The following is a 16,837-nucleotide window of genomic DNA, read 5'->3' as shown; positions in this document are numbered from 1 at the left end:
CAGCAAAGCCGCCGAATCGCTTGACTTGCGCCCTTCGACCCGTCATTAGCGCGCATCTTCGAAAGCTGGAAACAGCCTTCAATTCACTGTTTCATTCTTGGAGTATTGGCACCATGAAGGCGCTGATGAAGACCACCAAGCCGGCAACCCCGGCCACGGTCGAAAAGAAATGGGTCCTGATCGACGCGGAAGGCCTCGTCGTCGGCCGCCTCGCCTCGACCGTCGCGAACATCCTGCGCGGCAAGCACAAGCCGAGCTTCACCCCCCATGTCGATTGCGGTGACAATGTCATCATCATCAACGCGGAAAAGGTGAAGTTCACCGGCCGCAAGCTGACCGACAAGGTCTATTACAAGCACACCGGCTATGCCGGCGGCATCAAGGAAACCACCCCCCAGAAGGTTCTGGAAGGCCGTTTCCCCGAGCGCGTCCTGGAAAAGGCCGTCGAGCGCATGATCCCCCGCGGCCCGCTGGGCCGCCAGCAGATGCGCAATCTGCGCATCTTCGCCGGCGCCGAACATCCGCACGCCGCGCAGAACCCCGAAGTGCTCGACTTCGCGTCGCGCAACCGCAAGAACAAGGTGGGTGCATAATGTCCGATAACCGCCAGTCCCTGTCCGACCTCGCGTCGCTGACCGCCAACGCGCCGGCTCCTGCCGCCGCGCCCGCCGCCGACGCTCCGATCGCGCCGGCTCAGCCCGCCGCTCCGCTGCGCGCCCAGGAAATCGACAGCCTCGGCCGCGCCTATGCGACCGGCCGCCGCAAGGATGCCGTCGCCCGCGTCTGGGTGAAGCCCGGCACCGGCAAGATCACGGTCAACGGCCGCGACCAGGAAATCTACTTCGCCCGCCCGACCCTGCGCCTGGTGATCAACCAGCCCTTCGGCGTCACCGAGCGCGAAGGCCAGTATGACGTGATCGCCACCGTCAAGGGCGGCGGCCTGTCCGGCCAGGCCGGCGCAGTCAAGCACGGCATCGCCCAGGCGCTCGCCAAGTACGAGCCGGCGCTGCGCAGCGCGGTCAAGGCCGAAGGCTTCCTGACCCGCGACAGCCGCGCCGTCGAGCGCAAGAAATACGGCAAGGCCAAGGCCCGCCGCAGCTTCCAGTTCTCGAAGCGCTGATCGTTCGATCAATATGAATGCAAGGGAAGGGGCCGGTTTTCCGGCCCTTTTCTTTTTCGGGCAGAAAGATTGCCGACCGAAGAGACGAGGGAGACGGCAATCCCCTCCCGGTTAGTCGCCGCTGGTGGTCTCTATCCCCGGTCGCCGACATCGGCGAGACGCGCCGTCGCGATCTGCTGGATCTGGAGGACATCCTTGCGCGCCTCCAGGAAGCGGCGGGGATTGATGGCATTGCCGTTCACCCGCACCTCGAAATGAAGATGCGGCCCCGTGGAGCGGCCGGTCGATCCCATGCGCGCAATGGCGTCGCCGCGCGCCACCTGTTGGCCGACCCGCGCGCTGAAGCCGGACAGATGGGCGTAGCGGGTCAGGATGCCGTTGCCATGCGTGACCTCGACCACATTGCCATAGCCGCTGCGCTGGCCGACGAAACTGACCTTGCCCGATGCGGCGGCCAGGATCGGCTGGCCAATGCTGCCCGGAAAATCCAGGCCCGCGTGAAAGGCCGCATGGCCGTTGAACGGATCGCTGCGATAGCCATAGCTGCTGCTCATCATCGGCGTCGCCGTCGGCTTGCCGGAAGGGATGGCGAGCAGGCTCGCTTCCAGGAATTCCATGCGGGACAGCGCCTTGGCGAGCTTTTCGAACTCGCCCGGCAGGACGTCCTGTCCTTCCCAGGGCACGAAGGGGCCGCCCATTGCCCGGTTTTGCGCGCGGGCGGCGCTGCGGGCGAGGCTGTCGGGATTGAGGCCGAAGCTGCGGATCGCGGCGGCCGCCTTGTCGGCGCGCTTCTGGACGGCGCCGGTCAGCAGGGCGGCGAAGCGGCGCTGCCGGGCGTCGATCCGCAGCAGCGGTGCCGCTTCCGGCGCAACGCTGATCTTGGTGTCGAGCTTGGACGTGCCGCCCTTGGTTCCGCCATCGACCTTGCCGACCACATCGCCGGCGGGGGCCGTGCCGTCCTGGCCGAAATGCGTGCGGTAAAGGTCGTCCATGAAGTCCTGGCGCTCCTGCAGCTCCTGCGCGAGCTGGTCGACCGACTTGCGATAGCGCGCGACCTGGCTGGCGCTGCTGGAGATGGCCTTGTCCCGGGCGGCGAGAGCGGCGCGCTCCTGCTCGATCTCAGCGCTGCTGGCGGCCACGGACAGGCCGAATCCAATCCCGCCGACCAGGGCGGAAGAGAGCAGGCCGACCGCTGCAAGCTGCGCCCTGCGCGAGATATGGATGAACTTCACCTGGCCGCCGGAGCGCAGGAAAATCTCCCGATCCGGGCACAGCTTCGAACACCGGGCCGTCATGCCGGCCCAGAGGGCGGCTGCCCCCATCTTGCTCCATTGCGACAATTGCGACCCCGCGTGCGTTTTTAGTGAACGGGGCGCTAACAAATGGAATCGAGTCGCGCGAATCCGCCGACGGGGAGTCGTGACGAGTCGAAGGATGAACGGGGTGAAACGTGGAACCAGGGAAATCGGTTCCGGCCTGTCGCAAATTTTTCTCGGCCTGCCTTCCCTGGCGCGGCCCGACAGTCCCGGTGCATCGTCTCAGGACGGACAGCTCGTTTATCCGCCTCTTCGCCACGCAGGCCCGGCGTTCTTGACCCGCGCCCCCCGCATGGCTATAGGCGCGCCTGCCCAAAGACCGGATAAGGAGCGGATTCGTTCGTGCCGATCCCGGTCCTGGGGCATCAGAGCTGAACATTGCCGGTGCTCTTGCGGCTCCGGGCGGGTTTCCGCCGGAGCCTTTGCCGTTTGGAGGCGATTCGTTTTCCAGGCCGCAAGGAACGCGGGGATGCATGCGGTAAAGTAACTGAAAAAGGTGAAGGGCTTCATGCCAACGATCAACCAGCTGGTCCGCAAGGGCCGCGAGCTGCAGAAGACCAAGTCGAAGGTTCCTGCAATGGAAGCGAACCCGCAGAAGCGCGGCGTTTGCACCCGTGTCTACACGACGACCCCGAAGAAGCCGAACTCGGCCCTCCGCAAGGTGGCGAAGGTGCGCCTGGTCAACCAGCGCGAAGTCATCACCTATATTCCGGGTGAAGGCCACAACCTTCAGGAGCACAGCGTCGTGCTGATCCGCGGCGGCCGCGTGCGCGACCTTCCCGGTGTGCGCTATCACGTGCTGCGCGGCGTTCTGGATACCCAGGGCGTCAAGGACCGCAAGCAGAGCCGTTCGAAGTACGGCGCCAAGCGTCCGAAGTAAGGGGAGACCAGAAACATGTCACGTCGTCGTCGCCCCGAAAAGCGCGTCATCTTGCCCGATCCCAAGTTCGGTGATGTCGTGCTGTCGAAGTTCATGAACAGCATCATGCAGGACGGCAAGAAGGCCGTCGCCGAGTCCATCGTGTACGGCGCTCTCGACACTGTCGAGGCGAAGTCCAAGAAGGACCCGATCGCCATGTTCCATGACGCGCTGAACAATGTGAAGCCCGGCATCGAGGTCCGCAGCCGCCGCGTCGGCGGTGCGACCTACCAGGTCCCCGTCGAAGTGCGCCCCGAGCGCGCCCAGGCGCTGGCGATCCGCTGGCTGATCACCGCGTCGCGCAACCGCAGCGAAACCACCATGGCCGCGCGCCTGTCGGGCGAGCTGCTGGACGCCGCCAACAACCGCGGCAATGCGGTCAAGAAGCGCGAAGACACGCACCGCATGGCGGAAGCGAACCGCGCCTTCTCGCATTATCGCTGGTAATCCGGCGCTGGAAAAAGGCGAAGCGGGCATCCATATCGTCCGCTTCCTCTCATGGTTTCAAAAAATCGGTCCGTTCGCCATGGGTGGCTACCCATGGCGAACGGATTGGTTTAGGGGCCACGCGCAGATTTAACGAATCCCCAACCGCCGGCGCGCCGGCAACGGAGAAGCATCATGGCCCGCAGCCATCCGCTCGAACGCTATCGCAATTTCGGTATCATGGCGCATATCGACGCCGGCAAGACCACCACGACCGAGCGCATCCTTTACTATACCGGCAAGTCCTACAAGATCGGCGAAGTCCATGACGGCGCCGCCACCATGGACTGGATGGAGCAGGAGCAGGAGCGTGGCATCACCATCACGTCTGCGGCCACCACCTGCTTCTGGAACGACCACCGGCTGAACATCATCGACACCCCCGGCCACGTCGACTTCACCATCGAAGTCGAGCGTTCGCTGCGCGTGCTGGACGGCGCGGTCGCCGCGTTCGACGGCGTCGCGGGCGTGGAGCCGCAGTCGGAAACCGTGTGGCGCCAGGCGGACAAGTACAAGGTGCCGCGGATGTGCTTCATCAACAAGCTCGACCGCACCGGCGCCAACTTCTATTATTGCGTGCAGACGATCATCGACCGTCTGGGCGCCACCCCGGCTGTCCTCTACCTGCCCATCGGCGCGGAATCGGACTTCAAGGGCCTGGTCGACCTGGTCGAGAACCGCGCCATCATCTGGAAGGACGAGAATCTGGGCGCCGAATTCTCCTATGAGGAGATTCCGGCCGACCTCGCCGACAAGGCCGCCGAATATCGCGAAAAGCTGATCGAACTCGCCGTCGAGCAGGACGACGATGCGATGGAAGCCTATCTGGAAGGCAATCTGCCCGACGTCGCCACGCTCAAGAAGCTGATCCGCAAGGGCACGCTGGGCCATGCCTTCGTGCCGGTGCTGTGCGGCTCGGCGTTCAAGAACAAGGGCGTCCAGCCGCTGCTCGACGCGGTGGTCGATTATCTGCCTTCGCCGCTCGACATTCCCGACGTCCAGGGCATCAACCCCGACACCGACGAGCCCGACAGCCGCAAGACGGCCGACGACGCGCCCTTCTCCGGCTTGGCGTTCAAGATCATGAACGACCCGTTCGTGGGTTCGCTCACCTTCCTGCGCGTCTATTCGGGCACGCTGACCAAGGGCAGCTACCTGAACTCGGTCAAGGACAAGAAGGAAAAGATCGGCCGCATGCTCCTCATGCACGCCAACTCGCGTGAGGACATCGACACCGCCTATGCCGGCGACATCGTCGCCCTGGCGGGCCTCAAGGAAACCACCACCGGCGATACGCTGTGCGCCGAGCGCCAGCCGATCATCCTGGAGCGGATGGAATTCCCCGAGCCGGTGATCGAACTGTCGGTCGAACCCAAGACCAAGGCCGACCAGGAAAAGATGGGCATCGCGCTCAACCGCCTGGCTGCCGAGGATCCGTCCTTCCGCGTCTCGACCGACCACGAATCGGGCCAGACCATCATCAAGGGCATGGGCGAACTCCACCTCGAAATCCTGGTCGACCGCATGAAGCGCGAGTTCAAGGTCGAGGCCAATGTGGGCGCGCCGCAGGTCGCCTATCGCGAATATCTCGCGAAGAAGGTCGACATCGACTACACCCACAAGAAGCAGTCGGGCGGATCGGGCCAGTTCGGCCGCGTCAAGGTGACGGTGATCCCCGGCGAGCGCGGTTCTGGCTACCAGTTCTTCGACGAGATCAAGGGCGGCAACATCCCGCGCGAATATATCCCGTCGGTGGAAAAGGGCTTCCGCGAGACGGCCGAGACCGGCCATCTGATCGGCTTCCCGATCATCGACTTCGAAGTCCACCTGACGGACGGCGCCTATCACGACGTCGACTCGTCGGCCCTGGCCTTCGAAATCTGCGCCCGCGGCGCGATGCGCGAAGCAGCCGCCAAGTCGGGCATCAAGCTGCTCGAGCCGATCATGAAGGTCGAGGTCGTGACCCCGGAGGAATATCTGGGCGACGTCATCGGCGACATGAACAGCCGTCGCGGCCAGATCCAGGGCACCGACAGCCGCGGCAACGCGCAGGTGGTCGAGGCGATGGTCCCGCTGGCCAACATGTTCGGCTATGTGAACCAGCTTCGTTCGTTCACCCAGGGGCGCGCGAACTACTCGATGATCTTCTCGCACTATGACGAAGTGCCGCAGAATGTGGCGGACGAAGTCAAGGCGAAGATGGCCTGATAATTTTCCTTGGCCGGGTCGTGCAAACGGCTCGGTTAGGGGCTGGTATTCTCTGAATTTGCTGCTATGGACGCGCCTTCGCGAGGCGCGGCCGAGCGGTCAGACCAAAGCTGATTTGATTAGAAGGTAGGATAAAATGGCTAAGGCTAAGTTTGAGCGGAACAAGCCGCACTGCAACATCGGCACCATCGGTCATGTCGACCATGGCAAGACCTCGCTGACCGCGGCGATCACCAAGGTGCTCGCCGAAACCGGCGGCGCGACCTTCGTCGACTATGCCAATATCGACAAGGCGCCCGAAGAGCGCGAGCGCGGCATCACCATCTCGACCGCTCACGTCGAATATGAGACCGAAGCCCGTCACTACGCGCACGTCGACTGCCCGGGTCACGCCGACTACGTCAAGAACATGATCACCGGCGCGGCCCAGATGGACGGCGCGATCCTCGTCGTTTCGGCCACCGACGGCCCGATGCCGCAGACCCGCGAGCACATCCTGCTCGCCCGCCAGGTCGGCGTGCCGCAGCTTGTCGTGTTCATGAACAAGGTCGACCTCGTCGACGATCCGGAAATCCTGGAACTGGTCGAGCTGGAAATCCGCGAACTGCTGTCGTCCTACGACTTCGACGGCGACAACATCCCCGTCATCCCCGGTTCGGCCGTCAAGGCTCTGGACGGTTCGAACGACGAAATCGGCAAGAACGCCGTTCTGAAGCTGATGGCCGCTGTCGACTCGTTCATCCCGCAGCCGGAGCGTCCGGTCGACAAGCCGTTCCTGATGCCGATCGAAGACGTGTTCTCGATCTCGGGCCGCGGCACCGTCGTGACCGGCCGCGTCGAGACCGGCATCGTCAAGGTTGGCGAGGAAGTCGAGATCGTCGGTCTGAAGGATACCCGCAAGACCACCGTGACCGGCGTCGAAATGTTCCGCAAGCTGCTCGATCAGGGTGAGGCCGGCGACAACATCGGCGCGCTGATCCGTGGCGTGGGCCGTGAAGAAGTCGAGCGCGGTCAGGTTCTGGCCAAGCCCGGCACCATCACCCCGCACACCGAGTTCGACGCGGAAGTCTACGTCCTGTCGAAGGAAGAAGGCGGCCGTCACACTCCGTTCTTCGCCAACTATCGTCCGCAGTTCTACTTCCGCACCACCGACGTGACCGGCGAAGTGATCCTGCCCGAGGGCACCGAGATGGTCATGCCCGGCGATAACGTGAAGCTCGGCGTGAAGCTGATCGCCCCGATCGCGATGGACGCGGGTCTCCGCTTCGCCATCCGCGAAGGCGGCCGCACCGTCGGCGCAGGGGTTGTCGGCACGATCTCGAAGTAATATAGGACCGCAGCGGCGCGAATCGCCTGATTCGCGCCGCTGAGTTTTTTACCGCCCCGGATCGCCTTTCTCCGGCTCCAGTCGAGCTAGAAGGGCAAGGAACGGGGCGGATATTTTTTGGTTGGCGCATTTTCATAAATCATCGGCTGCTCCGGCTGATTTCTGAAAATGCTCCGGGTTTTGGCTCTTTCGCATCGGTACAGGAACAATGGACAGCAACATCCGCATTCGCCTCAAGGCGTTCGATCATCGCGTGCTCGATCAGGCGACCGGCGACATCGCCGACACCGCCCGCCGCACCGGCGCCCTTATCCGCGGTCCGATTCCCCTTCCGACGCGCATCGAAAAGTTCACGGTCAACCGTGGCCCGCACATCGACAAGAAGTCGCGCGAGCAGTTCGAGGTCCGCACCTACAAGCGCATGCTTGACATTGTGCAGCCGACGCCGCAGACGGTCGACGCGCTGATGAAGCTGGATCTGGCTGCCGGCGTGAACGTGGAAATCAAACTCGCTTAAGCGAGTTTGCCTTCAGCCCCGGCGAAAGCCGGGGTCTCGGGCAGACAAGCAAGTTCCTGTTGTCCTTTTGGCGGCAGGGTATCGGGCATTCCGGCTTGCCGGAAGCTCAAACGACACAAGGGATACCGCACGGCCCGCCGGTGAACCGGTCAAGGCTCGTGGTCCTGGTCCCCCGTCGCTGGTCCCGAATAGGGGTCGGCATCCAACCCGGACGGGGTGATCTATATTGGGGTTGGGCCGCGAGGGAGAAATCCTGAGCGGTTTTTTCGTTGGATACGCCCGCTGCTAAGGCGGGCCTCTATGGGAGTAATCGGTGATGCGCACAGGCGTGATCGCTAAGAAAGTCGGGATGACCCGTCTGTTCCAGGAGGACGGACGTCATATTCCGGTTACGGTTCTGGCCCTTGAGGGCAATCAGGTCGTGGCCCGCAAGGAAGTCGAGCGTGACGGTTATGTCGCGGTTCAGCTCGGCGCGGGCGTCGCGAAGGTCAAGAATGTCGCCAAGCCGCAGCGCGGCCACTTCGCCAAGGCGGAAGTGGAGCCGAAGGCGCGCCTGGTCGAATTCCGCGTCGCCGAGGATGCGCTCCTCGATGTCGGTGCCGAGATCGCGGCCGATCATTTCATCGCCGGCCAGCTGGTCGACGTCGCCGGCCACACCCAGGGTAAGGGTTTCGCCGGCGCCATGAAGCGCTGGGGCTTCGGCGGTATGCGCGCCACCCACGGCGTGTCCATCAGCCACCGTGCCCATGGTTCGACCGGTAACCGTCAGGATCCGGGCCGCGTCTTCAAGAACAAGAAGATGGCGGGTCACATGGGCGACCGCGAGCGGACCCAGCAGAACCTGGAAATCGTCCGCACGGACGTCGAGCGCGGCCTGCTGTTCGTCAAGGGCAGCGTCCCGGGCGCCAAGGGCACCTGGCTGACCGTCTGCGACGCCGTCAAGGTGAAGCGTCCGGCGGACGCGCCCTATCCGGCGAGCCTGAAGCAGGCTGCCAACAGCAACAACGCTCCGGCTGAAACGCCCGCTGAAGAAGCGGCCGCTCCCGAAGCGACCGAAGGCCAGGAGGGCTAATCATGAAGGTCAAGGTACAGACCCTCGATGCCGCAGCCGCCGGTGAAGTGGAACTGAACGATGCCGTGTTCGGCGTCGAGCCCCGCACCGACATTCTGCACCGCGTCGTCACCTGGCAGCTCGAAAAGCGTCGCGCTCCGGCTCGCGCTACCCGTGAGCGTTCGGACGTTGCCCGCACGGGCAAGAAGTTCGGCCGCCAGAAGGGTGGCGGCACCGCCCGTCACGGCGACCGCAAGGCGCCCGTGTTCATCGGCGGCGGTAAGGCGCACGGCGCCCGCGCCCGCACCTTCGGCCACGACCTCAACAAGAAGGTTCGCGCGCTCGGCCTGAAAATGGCCCTGTCGTCGAAGGCCAAGGACGGATCGCTGATCGTTCTCGACAATCTCGACGTGGCGGAAGGCAAGACCAAGGCTCTGGTCGCGCACCTCGCCAAGCTGAACCTCAACGCCGGTAATTCTCGGGCGCTGTTCATCGACGGCGACGCCGTGAACGTCAGCTTCGCGAAGGCTTCGGCGAACATCATCGGCGTGGACCTGCTGCCCGCCGTTGGCGCCAACGTCTATGACATCCTGAAGGCCGACTCGCTGGTGCTGACCCGCGCCGCGGTCGAAAAGCTGGAGGCCCGTTTCAATGGCTAAGAAGGAAGCGACCACCGTCGACAACCGTCATTATGACGTCGTCGTCGCGCCGGTCATCACCGAGAAGTCGACCCTTCTCTCCGAGAACAACGCCGTGGTCTTCAAGGTCGCCAATGATGCGTCGAAGCCGGAGATCAAGGCCGCCGTCGAAGCCATTTGGGGCGTGACCGTCAAGAGCGTGAACACGCTGGTCGCCAAGGGCAAGACGAAGCGCTGGAAGGGCAAGCCCTACACGCGTTCGGACGTGAAGAAGGCGATCGTTCGCCTGGCCGACGGCCAGTCGATCGACATCACCGAAGGAGTGCGCTGACCATGGCGCTTAAGAGCTACAACCCGACGAGCCCGGCCCAGCGCGGCCTGATCCTCGTCGACCGCAGCGCGCTGCACAAGGGCAAGCCCGTCAAGGCGCTGACCGAAGGCAAGCGCAAGACCGGCGGCCGCAACAACAAGGGCCATGTGACCTCGCGCGGCATCGCCGGCGGCCACAAGCAGCGTTACCGCATCATCGACTTCAAGCGTCGCCTGTGGGACCTCGAGGGCACGGTCGAGCGTCTGGAATATGACCCCAACCGCACCGCCTTCATCGCGCTGGTGAATTATCCGGACGGCACCCAGGCCTATATCCTGGCTCCCCAGCGCCTTGCGCCGGGCGACAAGGTGATCGCGGGCAAGAAGACCGACGTGAAGCCGGGCAACGCGATGGAACTGGGCCAGATGCCGGTCGGCACCATCATCCACAATATCGAGATGAAGCCGGGCAAGGGCGGTCAGCTCTGCCGTTCGGCGGGCACTTACGCCCAGCTCGTCGGCCGCGATCGCGGCATGGTGATGGTCCGCCTGTCCTCGGGCGAGCAGCGCTACATCCGTTCGGACTGCATGGGCACCGTCGGCGCCGTGTCCAACCCGGACAACGCCAACACCAACCTCGCCAAGGCCGGCCGCAACCGTTGGCTCGGCAAGCGTCCGCTGACGCGCGGCGTGGCGAAGAACCCGGTCGACCACCCGCATGGCGGCGGTGAAGGCCGGACCTCGGGCGGCCGTCATCCGGTCACGCCCTGGGGCAAGCCGACCAAGGGTGCGCGCACCCGCCACAACAAGGCGACGGACAAGTTCATCATCCGTAGCCGCCACGCGAAGAAGAAGAGGTAAGCGAGATGGCTCGTTCCGTCTGGAAAGGTCCGTTCGTGGACCTCAGCCTTCTGAAGAAGGCGGAAGTCGCTCAGGATGCCGGTGGCCGTTCGGGTCCGATCAAGACCTGGTCGCGCCGTTCCACCATCCTGCCGCAGTTCGTCGGCCTGACGTTCAACGTCTATAACGGCCGCAAGCATGTGCCGGTCTCGGTGAACGAGGACATGGTGGGTCACAAGCTGGGCGAATTCGCCCCGACCCGCTACTTCCCCGGCCACGCCGCCGACAAGAAGGGCAAGCGCTAATGAGCAAGGAAAAGGCTCCCCGCCGCGTCGCGGACAATGAGGCGCTGGCCGTCGGCACGCAGATCCGCGGTTCGGCCCAGAAGCTGAACCTGGTCGCCACGCTGATCCGCGGCCGCAAGGTCGAGGACGCGCTGAACATCCTCGCCTTCTCGAAGAAGGCGATGGCCGTCGACGTGCGCAAGGTGCTGGCTTCGGCCATCGCCAATGCGGAAAACAACCACAATCTGGACGTCGACTCGCTGGTCGTCGCGGAAGCATCGGTGGGCAAGAGCTTCACCATGAAGCGCTTTCACGCTCGCGGCCGCGGCAAGTCGACCCGGATTCTCAAGCCCTTCAGCCGCGTGCGCATCGTCGTGCGCGAGCAGGCCGAAGCGGAGGCGTAAGCACATGGGTCACAAGAGCAATCCGATCGGTCTGCGTCTGCAGATCAACCGTACCTGGGACAGCCGCTGGTTCGCGGAAGGCGCCGACTATGGCCGCCTGCTGCTGGAGGATCTGAAGATCCGCCAATACATCATGAAGAACCTGCCGCAGGCCGCGATCTCCAAGGTCGTGATAGAGCGTCCGGCCAAGCTGTGCCGCGTGTCGATCTACGCCGCCCGTCCCGGTGTCATCATCGGCAAGAAGGGCGCGGACATCGAAAAGCTGCGCAAGAAGCTGGGCGGCTTGACCTCTTCGGACGTCAGCCTGAACATCGTCGAAATCCGCAAGCCGGAAATCGACTCCAAGCTCGTCGCGCAGGGCATCGCCGACCAGTTGGAGCGCCGCGTGGCGTTCCGCCGCGCCATGAAGCGCGCGGTGCAGAGCGCCCTGCGTCTCGGCGCCGAAGGCATCAAGATCACCTGCGGCGGCCGTCTGGGCGGCGCGGAGATCGCCCGCGTGGAATGGTATCGCGAAGGCCGCGTTCCGCTGCACACGCTGCGCGCGAACGTCGACTATGCCGAAGCCGAAGCCCACACCGCTTATGGCGTTTGCGGTATCAAGGTCTGGATCTTCAAGGGTGAGATTCTGGGCCACGATCCGATGGCCACCGACCGGCTGATGCTGGAGGCTCAGACCTCCGGCGTGCGCCCGGCGCGCTGAGAATAAGGTAGGTATAGCGTCATGCTGCAACCGAAAAAAATGAAGTTCCGCAAGACCTTCAAGGGCCGGATCAAGGGCGACGCCAAGGGCGGTTCAGCTCTGAACTTCGGCGCCTATGGTCTGAAGGCCCTGGAGCCCGAGCGCGTCACCGCGCGCCAGATCGAGGCGGCCCGCCGCGCGATCCAGCGCCACCTGCGCCGTCAGGGCCGCCTGTGGATCCGCGTGTTCCCCGACGTGCCGGTTTCCAAGAAGCCCGCCGAAGTCCGTCAGGGCAAGGGCAAGGGTTCGGTCGAATATTGGGCAGCCCGCGTCAAGCCGGGCCGCATCCTGTTCGAACTGGACGGCGTGCCCGGCCCGCTCGCAGCAGAGGCTTTCTCGCGCGCCGCGATGAAGCTGCCGATCAAGACGAAGGTTGTCGCTCGCCTCGGCGACACCTCCCACCTGGAGGGCTAAGCCGTGGCGAATGTTGCCGACCTCAAGACCAAGACGGACGACGAACTGTCGACCGAACTCAACAACCTGAAGCGCGAGCAGTTCAACCTGCGCTTCCAGGCGGCCACCAACCAGCTCGAAAAGCCGAGCCGGGTGCGTGAAGTCCGCCGGTCGATCGCGCAGATCAAGACCCTGCAGTCCGAGCGTTCGCGCTCGGTCGCGAAGTAAAGGAAACACACGATGCCCAAGCGCGTGCTGACGGGAACGGTGGTTTCCGACAAGACCGACAAGACGGTGGTGGTTCGCGTGGAGCGCAAGGTTAAGCATGCGCTCTACGGCAAGATCATCCGCCGTTCGAAGAAGTACCATGCCCATGACGAGGGCAATGTCTACAAGGAAGGCGAAACGGTCCGCATCGAGGAGACCGCTCCGATTTCCAAGCTCAAGACCTGGAAGGTCATCGAGCGCGTGGACACCCACAAGTCGCCCGAAACGGCGGCCTGAGGCTAGTCACCGGCCGTAAGGGTCGAAATTTCGGACGCGGGGCTGGCCTTTTCGTCAAGAAGAGGCTACAGGCCCGCGCTTCGTGTTTCGAATCTTCCGGTCGAAACTCGAATTCGGAACCGCCGGGATAGTCTCGGTAGGCCAGACAAGAAGGAACCGGATCCATGATCCAGATGCAATCCAATCTTGACGTCGCTGACAACAGCGGCGCCAAGCGCGTCCAGTGCATCAAGGTGCTGGGCGGATCGAAGCGTCGCTTCGCGAGCGTGGGCGACATCATCGTCGTCTCGATCAAGGAAGCCGCGCCTCGTGGCAAGGTGAAGAAGGGTGACGTGCACCGCGCCGTCATCGTGCGCACCGCCAAGGACGTGCGTCGCGCTGACGGCAGCGTGATTCGCTTCGACGGCAATGCCGCCGTGCTGATCAACAAGAACGAGGAGCCGATCGGCACCCGTATCTTTGGCCCGGTCGTTCGCGAACTGCGCGCCAAGAAGCACATGAAGATCATCTCGCTCGCCCCTGAGGTGCTGTAATGAGCGCTGCCAAGATCAAGAAGGGCGACAAGGTCGTCATCCTGGCCGGCAAGGACAAGGGCCGCACCGGCGCCGTCCTGCAGGTGCTGCCGAAGGACGACAAGGTCCTGGTGGAAGGCATCAACGTGCATGCGCGCCATCGCAAGCCGGACCAGGCGAACCCGCAGGGCGGCATCGAGCGCAAGCCCGCGCCGCTCCACATTTCGAACGTCGCTGTCGCCGACAAGGATGGCAAGCCGACCCGCGTCCGTTTCGAGGACCGCGACGGCAAGAAGGTCCGCGTCGCCGTCAAGTCCGGTGAGGTGCTGTAATGAGCGACAAGTACATCCCCCGCTCCAAGTCGCTCTATGACGCCGAAATCGCCAAGGCGATGACCGCTAAGTTCGGTTACAAGAACGTCATGGAAGTGCCGAAGATCGAGAAGATCACGCTCAACATGGGCGTCGGCGAAGCGACCCAGGACAAGAAGAAGGTCACTTCGGCGGCCGAGGAAATGGAACTGATCGCCGGCCAGAAGCCGGTCATCACCAAGGCCCGCAAGTCGATCGCGCAGTTCAAGCTGCGTGAAGGCATGCCGATCGGCGCCAAGGTCACGCTGCGCCGCGAGCGCATGTACGAGTTCCTGGATCGCCTGATCAACATCGCGCTCCCCCGCGTGCGCGACTTCCGGGGCCTGAACCCGAAGAGCTTCGACGGCCGCGGCAACTACGCCTTCGGCATCAAGGAGCAGATCATCTTCCCGGAGATCAACTATGACCGCATCGACAAGGTGCGCGGCATGGACATCATCGTGACCACCACGGCGAAGACGGACGAGGAAGCGCGCGAACTGCTGCGTCTCTTCGGCTTCCCCTTCCCGATCGAAGAGAAGCAGGCGGCCTGAACGGGCCCCGCTTCTCTTTCCGACAAAACCAAGGAAAGAGAACTTAAGTCATGGCGAAACTGAGTTCGATCAACAAGAACGAGCGCCGCAAGAAGCTGGTGAAGAAATATGCCGGCCGCTATGCGAAGCTCAAGGCGATCGCGAATGATACGACCGCTGACGACAGCGATCGTCTGATCGCGCGTCTGAAGATGGCGGAAATTCCCCGCAACGGCAATCCGACCCGCGTGCGCAACCGCTGCGAGCTGACGGGCCGTCCCCGGGCCTATTACCGCAAATTCCGTCTCTGCCGCGTGCAGTTGCGTGATCTGGCCAACAAGGGCCTGATCCCCGGCGTCACCAAGTCGAGCTGGTAAGGATCATTTGAGATGGCATTGACCGATCCCCTGGGTGATATGCTCACCCGCATCCGCAACGGGCAGCAGGCGAAGAAGGACAGCGTCGTGTCCCCCGCTTCGAAGCTTCGCGTCCGCGTGCTCGACGTGCTGCAGCGCGAAGGCTATATCCGTGGCTATTCCGAGGAACTGCTCGGCAATCATCCCGGCCTGCGCATCGAGCTGAAATATTTCGAAGGCCAGCCGGCGATCAAGCATGTCGCCCGCGTGTCCAAGCCGGGCCGCCGCGTTTACTCCGGTTCCAAGGAACTGCCGGTGATCCGCAACGGCCTGGGCATCACCATTGTCTCGACGCCCCGCGGCGTTCTGTCCGACGCCGAAGCGCGCGAGCAGAATGTCGGCGGCGAAGTGCTGGCGGAGGTGTTCTGATGAGCCGTACTGGTAAGAAGCCGGTTGCCGTCCCCGCGGGCGTCACCGCCGCCATCGCCGACGGTCAGCTTTCGGTGAAGGGGCCCAAGGGCACCCTGTCGCTGCCGCTGGCCGACGAAGTGACCTACAGCATCGAGGAAGGCTCGATCGCCGTGAAGCCTGCCAATGACAGCAAGCGCGCCCGCGCTTTCTGGGGCATGCAGCGCACGCTGATCGCGAACCTGATCACCGGCGTGACCGAGGGCTTTTCGAAGAAGCTGCTCATCACCGGCGTCGGTTACCGCGCCAACGCCCAGGGCAAGACCCTGAAGCTGCAGCTCGGCTATTCGCACGACGTCGATTTCGCGGTGCCGGAAGGCATCGAGATCAAGACCCCGGACAACACCACGGTCGAAATCAGCGGCATCGACAAGCAGAAGGTGGGTCAGGTTGCCGCCGAAATCCGCCGCTGGCGCAAGCCCGAACCCTATAAGGGCAAGGGCATCAAATACGCCGGCGAGTTCATCTTCCGCAAGGAAGGGAAGAAGAAGTAAGATGGCAAAGCTTTCCCTCTTCGCGCGGCGCCGTCGCCGCGTCCGCACCGCGCTCAAGGCAGTTTCGGGCACCCGTCCGCGCCTCAGCGTCCACCGTTCGGGCCGTCACATCTACGCCCAGGTCATCGACGACGCGCAGGGCAAGACCCTGGCGGCCGCGTCGACCCTGGACAAGGATGTGCGCGGCAAGACCGGCGCCACCGCCGACGCCGCCGCCGATGTCGGCAAGCGCGTCGCCGCCGCGGCGACCGCCGCCGGCGTCACCCAGGTCGTGTTCGACCGTGGTGGCTTCCTGTTCCATGGCCGCGTCAAGGCGCTGGCCGATGCGGCCCGTGAAGCCGGGCTGGAGTTCTGACAAATGGCTGACGAAAACGAAATCCAGGCCCAGCCGGGCGCACCGGCTGCCGTTGAAGGCGGCGAGCAGACCGAAGGCCGTCGCGGCCGTGGTCGCGGCGGCGACCGCAACCGTGGCGAGCGTGGCGGCCGTGGCCGTCGCGACGACCGTCGCGGCAACCGTGATGAGGAACAGGGCGAGGAGCTGATCGAGAAGCTGGTTCACATCAACCGCGTCTCGAAGACCGTCAAGGGCGGCAAGCGCTTCGGCTTCGCTGCTCTGGTCGTCGTCGGCGACGGCAAGGGCCGGGCGGGCTTCGGCCATGGCAAGGCGCGCGAAGTGCCCGAAGCCATCAGCAAGGCGACCGCTTCGGCCAAGAAGGCGATGGTTCGCGTTCCGCTGAAGGAAGGCCGCACGCTGCACCATGATGGCCTGGGTCATTTCGGCGCAGGCAAGGTGACGGTTCGTTCGGCCCCGGCCGGTACGGGCATCATCGCCGGTGGTCCGATGCGCGCCGTGTTCGAAAGCCTCGGCGTCGCTGACGTCGTGACCAAGTCGAACGGCACGTCGAACCCCTATAACATGATCCGTGCGACCTTTGCGGCGCTGGGCGAGCAGACCAGCCCCAAGTCGGTGGCGCAGCGTCGCGGCAAGAAGGTCGCCGACCTTCTGCGTCGTGGCGGCGCCTCGGCCGAAGTCGCGCAGGCCGATGCCGAAGCGATTGCGGAGTAACAG

The 16,837-nt window shown here is 64.1% G+C and carries 26 protein-coding genes; 25 read left to right on the top strand and 1 reads right to left on the bottom strand.

Features of this window, described 5'->3' with window-relative positions; translation table 11 throughout:
* The first annotated feature begins 113 nt into the window (after nt 1-113).
* Entirely contained in the window at nt 114-593 is a 480-nt protein-coding gene (rplM, locus tag L286_RS36460) for a 50S ribosomal protein L13 (RefSeq protein WP_007686594.1), read from the top strand.
* Nucleotides 593-1,120: a 30S ribosomal protein S9 gene (rpsI, locus tag L286_RS36455; protein ID WP_013039155.1), complete on the top strand. Its 528-nt coding sequence runs from the start codon at nt 593-595 to the stop codon at nt 1,118-1,120. Before rplM ends, rpsI begins: the two co-directional genes overlap by 1 nt.
* Before the next feature lie 131 nt (nt 1,121-1,251).
* Here the strand turns inward: rpsI and L286_RS36450 are convergent, their stop codons facing one another.
* Nucleotides 1,252-2,442, bottom strand: a complete 1,191-nt coding sequence (locus L286_RS36450) for a M23 family metallopeptidase (protein ID WP_020820653.1) — start codon at nt 2,440-2,442, stop codon at nt 1,252-1,254.
* A gap of 502 nt (nt 2,443-2,944) precedes the next feature.
* Here L286_RS36450 and rpsL point away from each other — a divergent pair.
* The 23 genes from rpsL to rpsE all read left to right on the top strand — a co-directional run bounded on the left by rpsL (nt 2,945) and on the right by rpsE (nt 16,834).
* Nucleotides 2,945-3,316: a 30S ribosomal protein S12 gene (rpsL, locus tag L286_RS36445; protein ID WP_007686591.1), complete on the top strand. Its 372-nt coding sequence runs from the start codon at nt 2,945-2,947 to the stop codon at nt 3,314-3,316.
* Nucleotides 3,317-3,331: 15 nt separating this feature from the next.
* Nucleotides 3,332-3,802, top strand: coding sequence for a 30S ribosomal protein S7 (gene rpsG, locus L286_RS36440; protein WP_007686590.1), 471 nt, complete (start codon nt 3,332-3,334; stop codon nt 3,800-3,802).
* Nucleotides 3,803-3,976: 174 nt separating this feature from the next.
* The gene (gene fusA, locus L286_RS36435) at nt 3,977-6,049 is read left to right on the top strand and encodes an elongation factor G (protein ID WP_007686589.1); all 2,073 of its coding nucleotides are present in this window, start codon (nt 3,977-3,979) and stop codon (nt 6,047-6,049) included.
* Nucleotides 6,050-6,185: 136 nt separating this feature from the next.
* Nucleotides 6,186-7,376 carry an elongation factor Tu gene (gene tuf, locus L286_RS36430; protein WP_020820651.1) on the top strand — a complete coding sequence of 397 codons (1,191 nt, stop codon included), beginning with the start codon at nt 6,186-6,188 and terminating at the stop codon, nt 7,374-7,376.
* Nucleotides 7,377-7,584: 208 nt separating this feature from the next.
* Nucleotides 7,585-7,893: a 30S ribosomal protein S10 gene (gene rpsJ, locus L286_RS36425; RefSeq protein WP_007686587.1), complete on the top strand. Its 309-nt coding sequence runs from the start codon at nt 7,585-7,587 to the stop codon at nt 7,891-7,893.
* A gap of 316 nt (nt 7,894-8,209) precedes the next feature.
* Nucleotides 8,210-8,965 carry a 50S ribosomal protein L3 gene (rplC, locus tag L286_RS36420; RefSeq protein WP_007686585.1) on the top strand — a complete coding sequence of 252 codons (756 nt, stop codon included), beginning with the start codon at nt 8,210-8,212 and terminating at the stop codon, nt 8,963-8,965.
* Nucleotides 8,966-8,967: 2 nt separating this feature from the next.
* Entirely contained in the window at nt 8,968-9,603 is a 636-nt protein-coding gene (gene rplD, locus L286_RS36415; RefSeq protein WP_020820650.1) for a 50S ribosomal protein L4, read from the top strand.
* Nucleotides 9,596-9,913, top strand: a complete 318-nt coding sequence (locus L286_RS36410; protein WP_013039173.1) for a 50S ribosomal protein L23 — start codon at nt 9,596-9,598, stop codon at nt 9,911-9,913. The genes rplD and L286_RS36410 overlap by 8 nt, the downstream gene beginning before the upstream one ends.
* A gap of 2 nt (nt 9,914-9,915) precedes the next feature.
* A complete protein-coding gene (gene rplB / locus L286_RS36405; protein ID WP_020820649.1) occupies nt 9,916-10,752 on the top strand; it encodes a 50S ribosomal protein L2 in 837 nt (278 codons plus the stop codon).
* Nucleotides 10,753-10,757: 5 nt separating this feature from the next.
* A complete protein-coding gene (gene rpsS / locus L286_RS36400) occupies nt 10,758-11,036 on the top strand; it encodes a 30S ribosomal protein S19 (protein WP_007686576.1) in 279 nt (92 codons plus the stop codon).
* Entirely contained in the window at nt 11,036-11,419 is a 384-nt protein-coding gene (rplV, locus tag L286_RS36395) for a 50S ribosomal protein L22 (protein WP_007686575.1), read from the top strand. Before rpsS ends, rplV begins: the two co-directional genes overlap by 1 nt.
* 4 nt (nt 11,420-11,423) lie before the next feature.
* Entirely contained in the window at nt 11,424-12,119 is a 696-nt protein-coding gene (gene rpsC, locus L286_RS36390) for a 30S ribosomal protein S3 (protein ID WP_007686574.1), read from the top strand.
* A gap of 21 nt (nt 12,120-12,140) precedes the next feature.
* The gene (rplP, locus tag L286_RS36385) at nt 12,141-12,572 is read left to right on the top strand and encodes a 50S ribosomal protein L16 (protein WP_007686573.1); all 432 of its coding nucleotides are present in this window, start codon (nt 12,141-12,143) and stop codon (nt 12,570-12,572) included.
* A 3-nt stretch (nt 12,573-12,575) separates the two neighbouring features.
* Nucleotides 12,576-12,779 (top strand): 50S ribosomal protein L29, encoded by a 204-nt coding sequence (gene rpmC / locus L286_RS36380; RefSeq protein WP_007686572.1) that lies wholly within the window; start codon nt 12,576-12,578, stop codon nt 12,777-12,779.
* A gap of 12 nt (nt 12,780-12,791) precedes the next feature.
* The gene (rpsQ, locus tag L286_RS36375) at nt 12,792-13,055 is read left to right on the top strand and encodes a 30S ribosomal protein S17 (RefSeq protein WP_006960320.1); all 264 of its coding nucleotides are present in this window, start codon (nt 12,792-12,794) and stop codon (nt 13,053-13,055) included.
* Nucleotides 13,056-13,219: 164 nt separating this feature from the next.
* On the top strand, nt 13,220-13,588 hold the full coding sequence (rplN, locus tag L286_RS36370) for a 50S ribosomal protein L14 (RefSeq protein ID WP_007686569.1): 369 nt from the start codon (nt 13,220-13,222) through the stop codon (nt 13,586-13,588).
* Nucleotides 13,588-13,899: a 50S ribosomal protein L24 gene (gene rplX, locus L286_RS36365; protein ID WP_007686567.1), complete on the top strand. Its 312-nt coding sequence runs from the start codon at nt 13,588-13,590 to the stop codon at nt 13,897-13,899. The genes rplN and rplX overlap by 1 nt, the downstream gene beginning before the upstream one ends.
* Nucleotides 13,899-14,471 (top strand): 50S ribosomal protein L5, encoded by a 573-nt coding sequence (gene rplE, locus L286_RS36360; protein ID WP_007686565.1) that lies wholly within the window; start codon nt 13,899-13,901, stop codon nt 14,469-14,471. The genes rplX and rplE overlap by 1 nt, the downstream gene beginning before the upstream one ends.
* Before the next feature lie 50 nt (nt 14,472-14,521).
* Nucleotides 14,522-14,827, top strand: a complete 306-nt coding sequence (rpsN, locus tag L286_RS36355; RefSeq protein WP_007686564.1) for a 30S ribosomal protein S14 — start codon at nt 14,522-14,524, stop codon at nt 14,825-14,827.
* 12 nt (nt 14,828-14,839) lie between these two features.
* On the top strand, nt 14,840-15,235 hold the full coding sequence (gene rpsH, locus L286_RS36350; RefSeq protein ID WP_020820648.1) for a 30S ribosomal protein S8: 396 nt from the start codon (nt 14,840-14,842) through the stop codon (nt 15,233-15,235).
* Nucleotides 15,235-15,768 carry a 50S ribosomal protein L6 gene (rplF, locus tag L286_RS36345; RefSeq protein WP_007686562.1) on the top strand — a complete coding sequence of 178 codons (534 nt, stop codon included), beginning with the start codon at nt 15,235-15,237 and terminating at the stop codon, nt 15,766-15,768. Before rpsH ends, rplF begins: the two co-directional genes overlap by 1 nt.
* Before the next feature lies 1 nt (nt 15,769).
* Complete coding sequence (gene rplR, locus L286_RS36340; RefSeq protein WP_007686561.1) at nt 15,770-16,123, top strand: 50S ribosomal protein L18; 354 nt, start codon at nt 15,770-15,772, stop codon at nt 16,121-16,123.
* 3 nt (nt 16,124-16,126) lie between these two features.
* Entirely contained in the window at nt 16,127-16,834 is a 708-nt protein-coding gene (gene rpsE / locus L286_RS36335) for a 30S ribosomal protein S5 (RefSeq protein WP_013039176.1), read from the top strand.
* Nucleotides 16,835-16,837 lie beyond the last annotated feature (3 nt).

The organism is Sphingobium sp. HDIP04 (genome assembly GCF_000445085.1).
GTDB classification, from domain to species: Bacteria; Pseudomonadota; Alphaproteobacteria; order Sphingomonadales; family Sphingomonadaceae; genus Sphingobium; species Sphingobium indicum.
This window is presented reverse-complemented; position numbering and strand designations above follow the sequence as displayed.

What these genes read in the sequence shown, in the direction of transcription:
- rplM (WP_007686594.1), top strand. Translation starts at nt 114, where the DNA reads ATGAAGGCGCTGATGAAGACCACCAAGCCGGCAACCCCGGCCACGGTC.
- rpsI (WP_013039155.1), top strand. Translation starts at nt 593, where the DNA reads ATGTCCGATAACCGCCAGTCCCTGTCCGACCTCGCGTCGCTGACCGCC.
- L286_RS36450 (WP_020820653.1), bottom strand. Translation starts at nt 2,442, where the DNA reads ATGGGGGCAGCCGCCCTCTGGGCCGGCATGACGGCCCGGTGTTCGAAG.
- rpsL (WP_007686591.1), top strand. Translation starts at nt 2,945, where the DNA reads ATGCCAACGATCAACCAGCTGGTCCGCAAGGGCCGCGAGCTGCAGAAG.
- rpsG (WP_007686590.1), top strand. Translation starts at nt 3,332, where the DNA reads ATGTCACGTCGTCGTCGCCCCGAAAAGCGCGTCATCTTGCCCGATCCC.
- fusA (WP_007686589.1), top strand. Translation starts at nt 3,977, where the DNA reads ATGGCCCGCAGCCATCCGCTCGAACGCTATCGCAATTTCGGTATCATG.
- tuf (WP_020820651.1), top strand. Translation starts at nt 6,186, where the DNA reads ATGGCTAAGGCTAAGTTTGAGCGGAACAAGCCGCACTGCAACATCGGC.
- rpsJ (WP_007686587.1), top strand. Translation starts at nt 7,585, where the DNA reads ATGGACAGCAACATCCGCATTCGCCTCAAGGCGTTCGATCATCGCGTG.
- rplC (WP_007686585.1), top strand. Translation starts at nt 8,210, where the DNA reads ATGCGCACAGGCGTGATCGCTAAGAAAGTCGGGATGACCCGTCTGTTC.
- rplD (WP_020820650.1), top strand. Translation starts at nt 8,968, where the DNA reads ATGAAGGTCAAGGTACAGACCCTCGATGCCGCAGCCGCCGGTGAAGTG.
- L286_RS36410 (WP_013039173.1), top strand. Translation starts at nt 9,596, where the DNA reads ATGGCTAAGAAGGAAGCGACCACCGTCGACAACCGTCATTATGACGTC.
- rplB (WP_020820649.1), top strand. Translation starts at nt 9,916, where the DNA reads ATGGCGCTTAAGAGCTACAACCCGACGAGCCCGGCCCAGCGCGGCCTG.
- rpsS (WP_007686576.1), top strand. Translation starts at nt 10,758, where the DNA reads ATGGCTCGTTCCGTCTGGAAAGGTCCGTTCGTGGACCTCAGCCTTCTG.
- rplV (WP_007686575.1), top strand. Translation starts at nt 11,036, where the DNA reads ATGAGCAAGGAAAAGGCTCCCCGCCGCGTCGCGGACAATGAGGCGCTG.
- rpsC (WP_007686574.1), top strand. Translation starts at nt 11,424, where the DNA reads ATGGGTCACAAGAGCAATCCGATCGGTCTGCGTCTGCAGATCAACCGT.
- rplP (WP_007686573.1), top strand. Translation starts at nt 12,141, where the DNA reads ATGCTGCAACCGAAAAAAATGAAGTTCCGCAAGACCTTCAAGGGCCGG.
- rpsQ (WP_006960320.1), top strand. Translation starts at nt 12,792, where the DNA reads ATGCCCAAGCGCGTGCTGACGGGAACGGTGGTTTCCGACAAGACCGAC.
- rplN (WP_007686569.1), top strand. Translation starts at nt 13,220, where the DNA reads ATGATCCAGATGCAATCCAATCTTGACGTCGCTGACAACAGCGGCGCC.
- rplX (WP_007686567.1), top strand. Translation starts at nt 13,588, where the DNA reads ATGAGCGCTGCCAAGATCAAGAAGGGCGACAAGGTCGTCATCCTGGCC.
- rplE (WP_007686565.1), top strand. Translation starts at nt 13,899, where the DNA reads ATGAGCGACAAGTACATCCCCCGCTCCAAGTCGCTCTATGACGCCGAA.
- rpsN (WP_007686564.1), top strand. Translation starts at nt 14,522, where the DNA reads ATGGCGAAACTGAGTTCGATCAACAAGAACGAGCGCCGCAAGAAGCTG.
- rpsH (WP_020820648.1), top strand. Translation starts at nt 14,840, where the DNA reads ATGGCATTGACCGATCCCCTGGGTGATATGCTCACCCGCATCCGCAAC.
- rplF (WP_007686562.1), top strand. Translation starts at nt 15,235, where the DNA reads ATGAGCCGTACTGGTAAGAAGCCGGTTGCCGTCCCCGCGGGCGTCACC.
- rplR (WP_007686561.1), top strand. Translation starts at nt 15,770, where the DNA reads ATGGCAAAGCTTTCCCTCTTCGCGCGGCGCCGTCGCCGCGTCCGCACC.
- rpsE (WP_013039176.1), top strand. Translation starts at nt 16,127, where the DNA reads ATGGCTGACGAAAACGAAATCCAGGCCCAGCCGGGCGCACCGGCTGCC.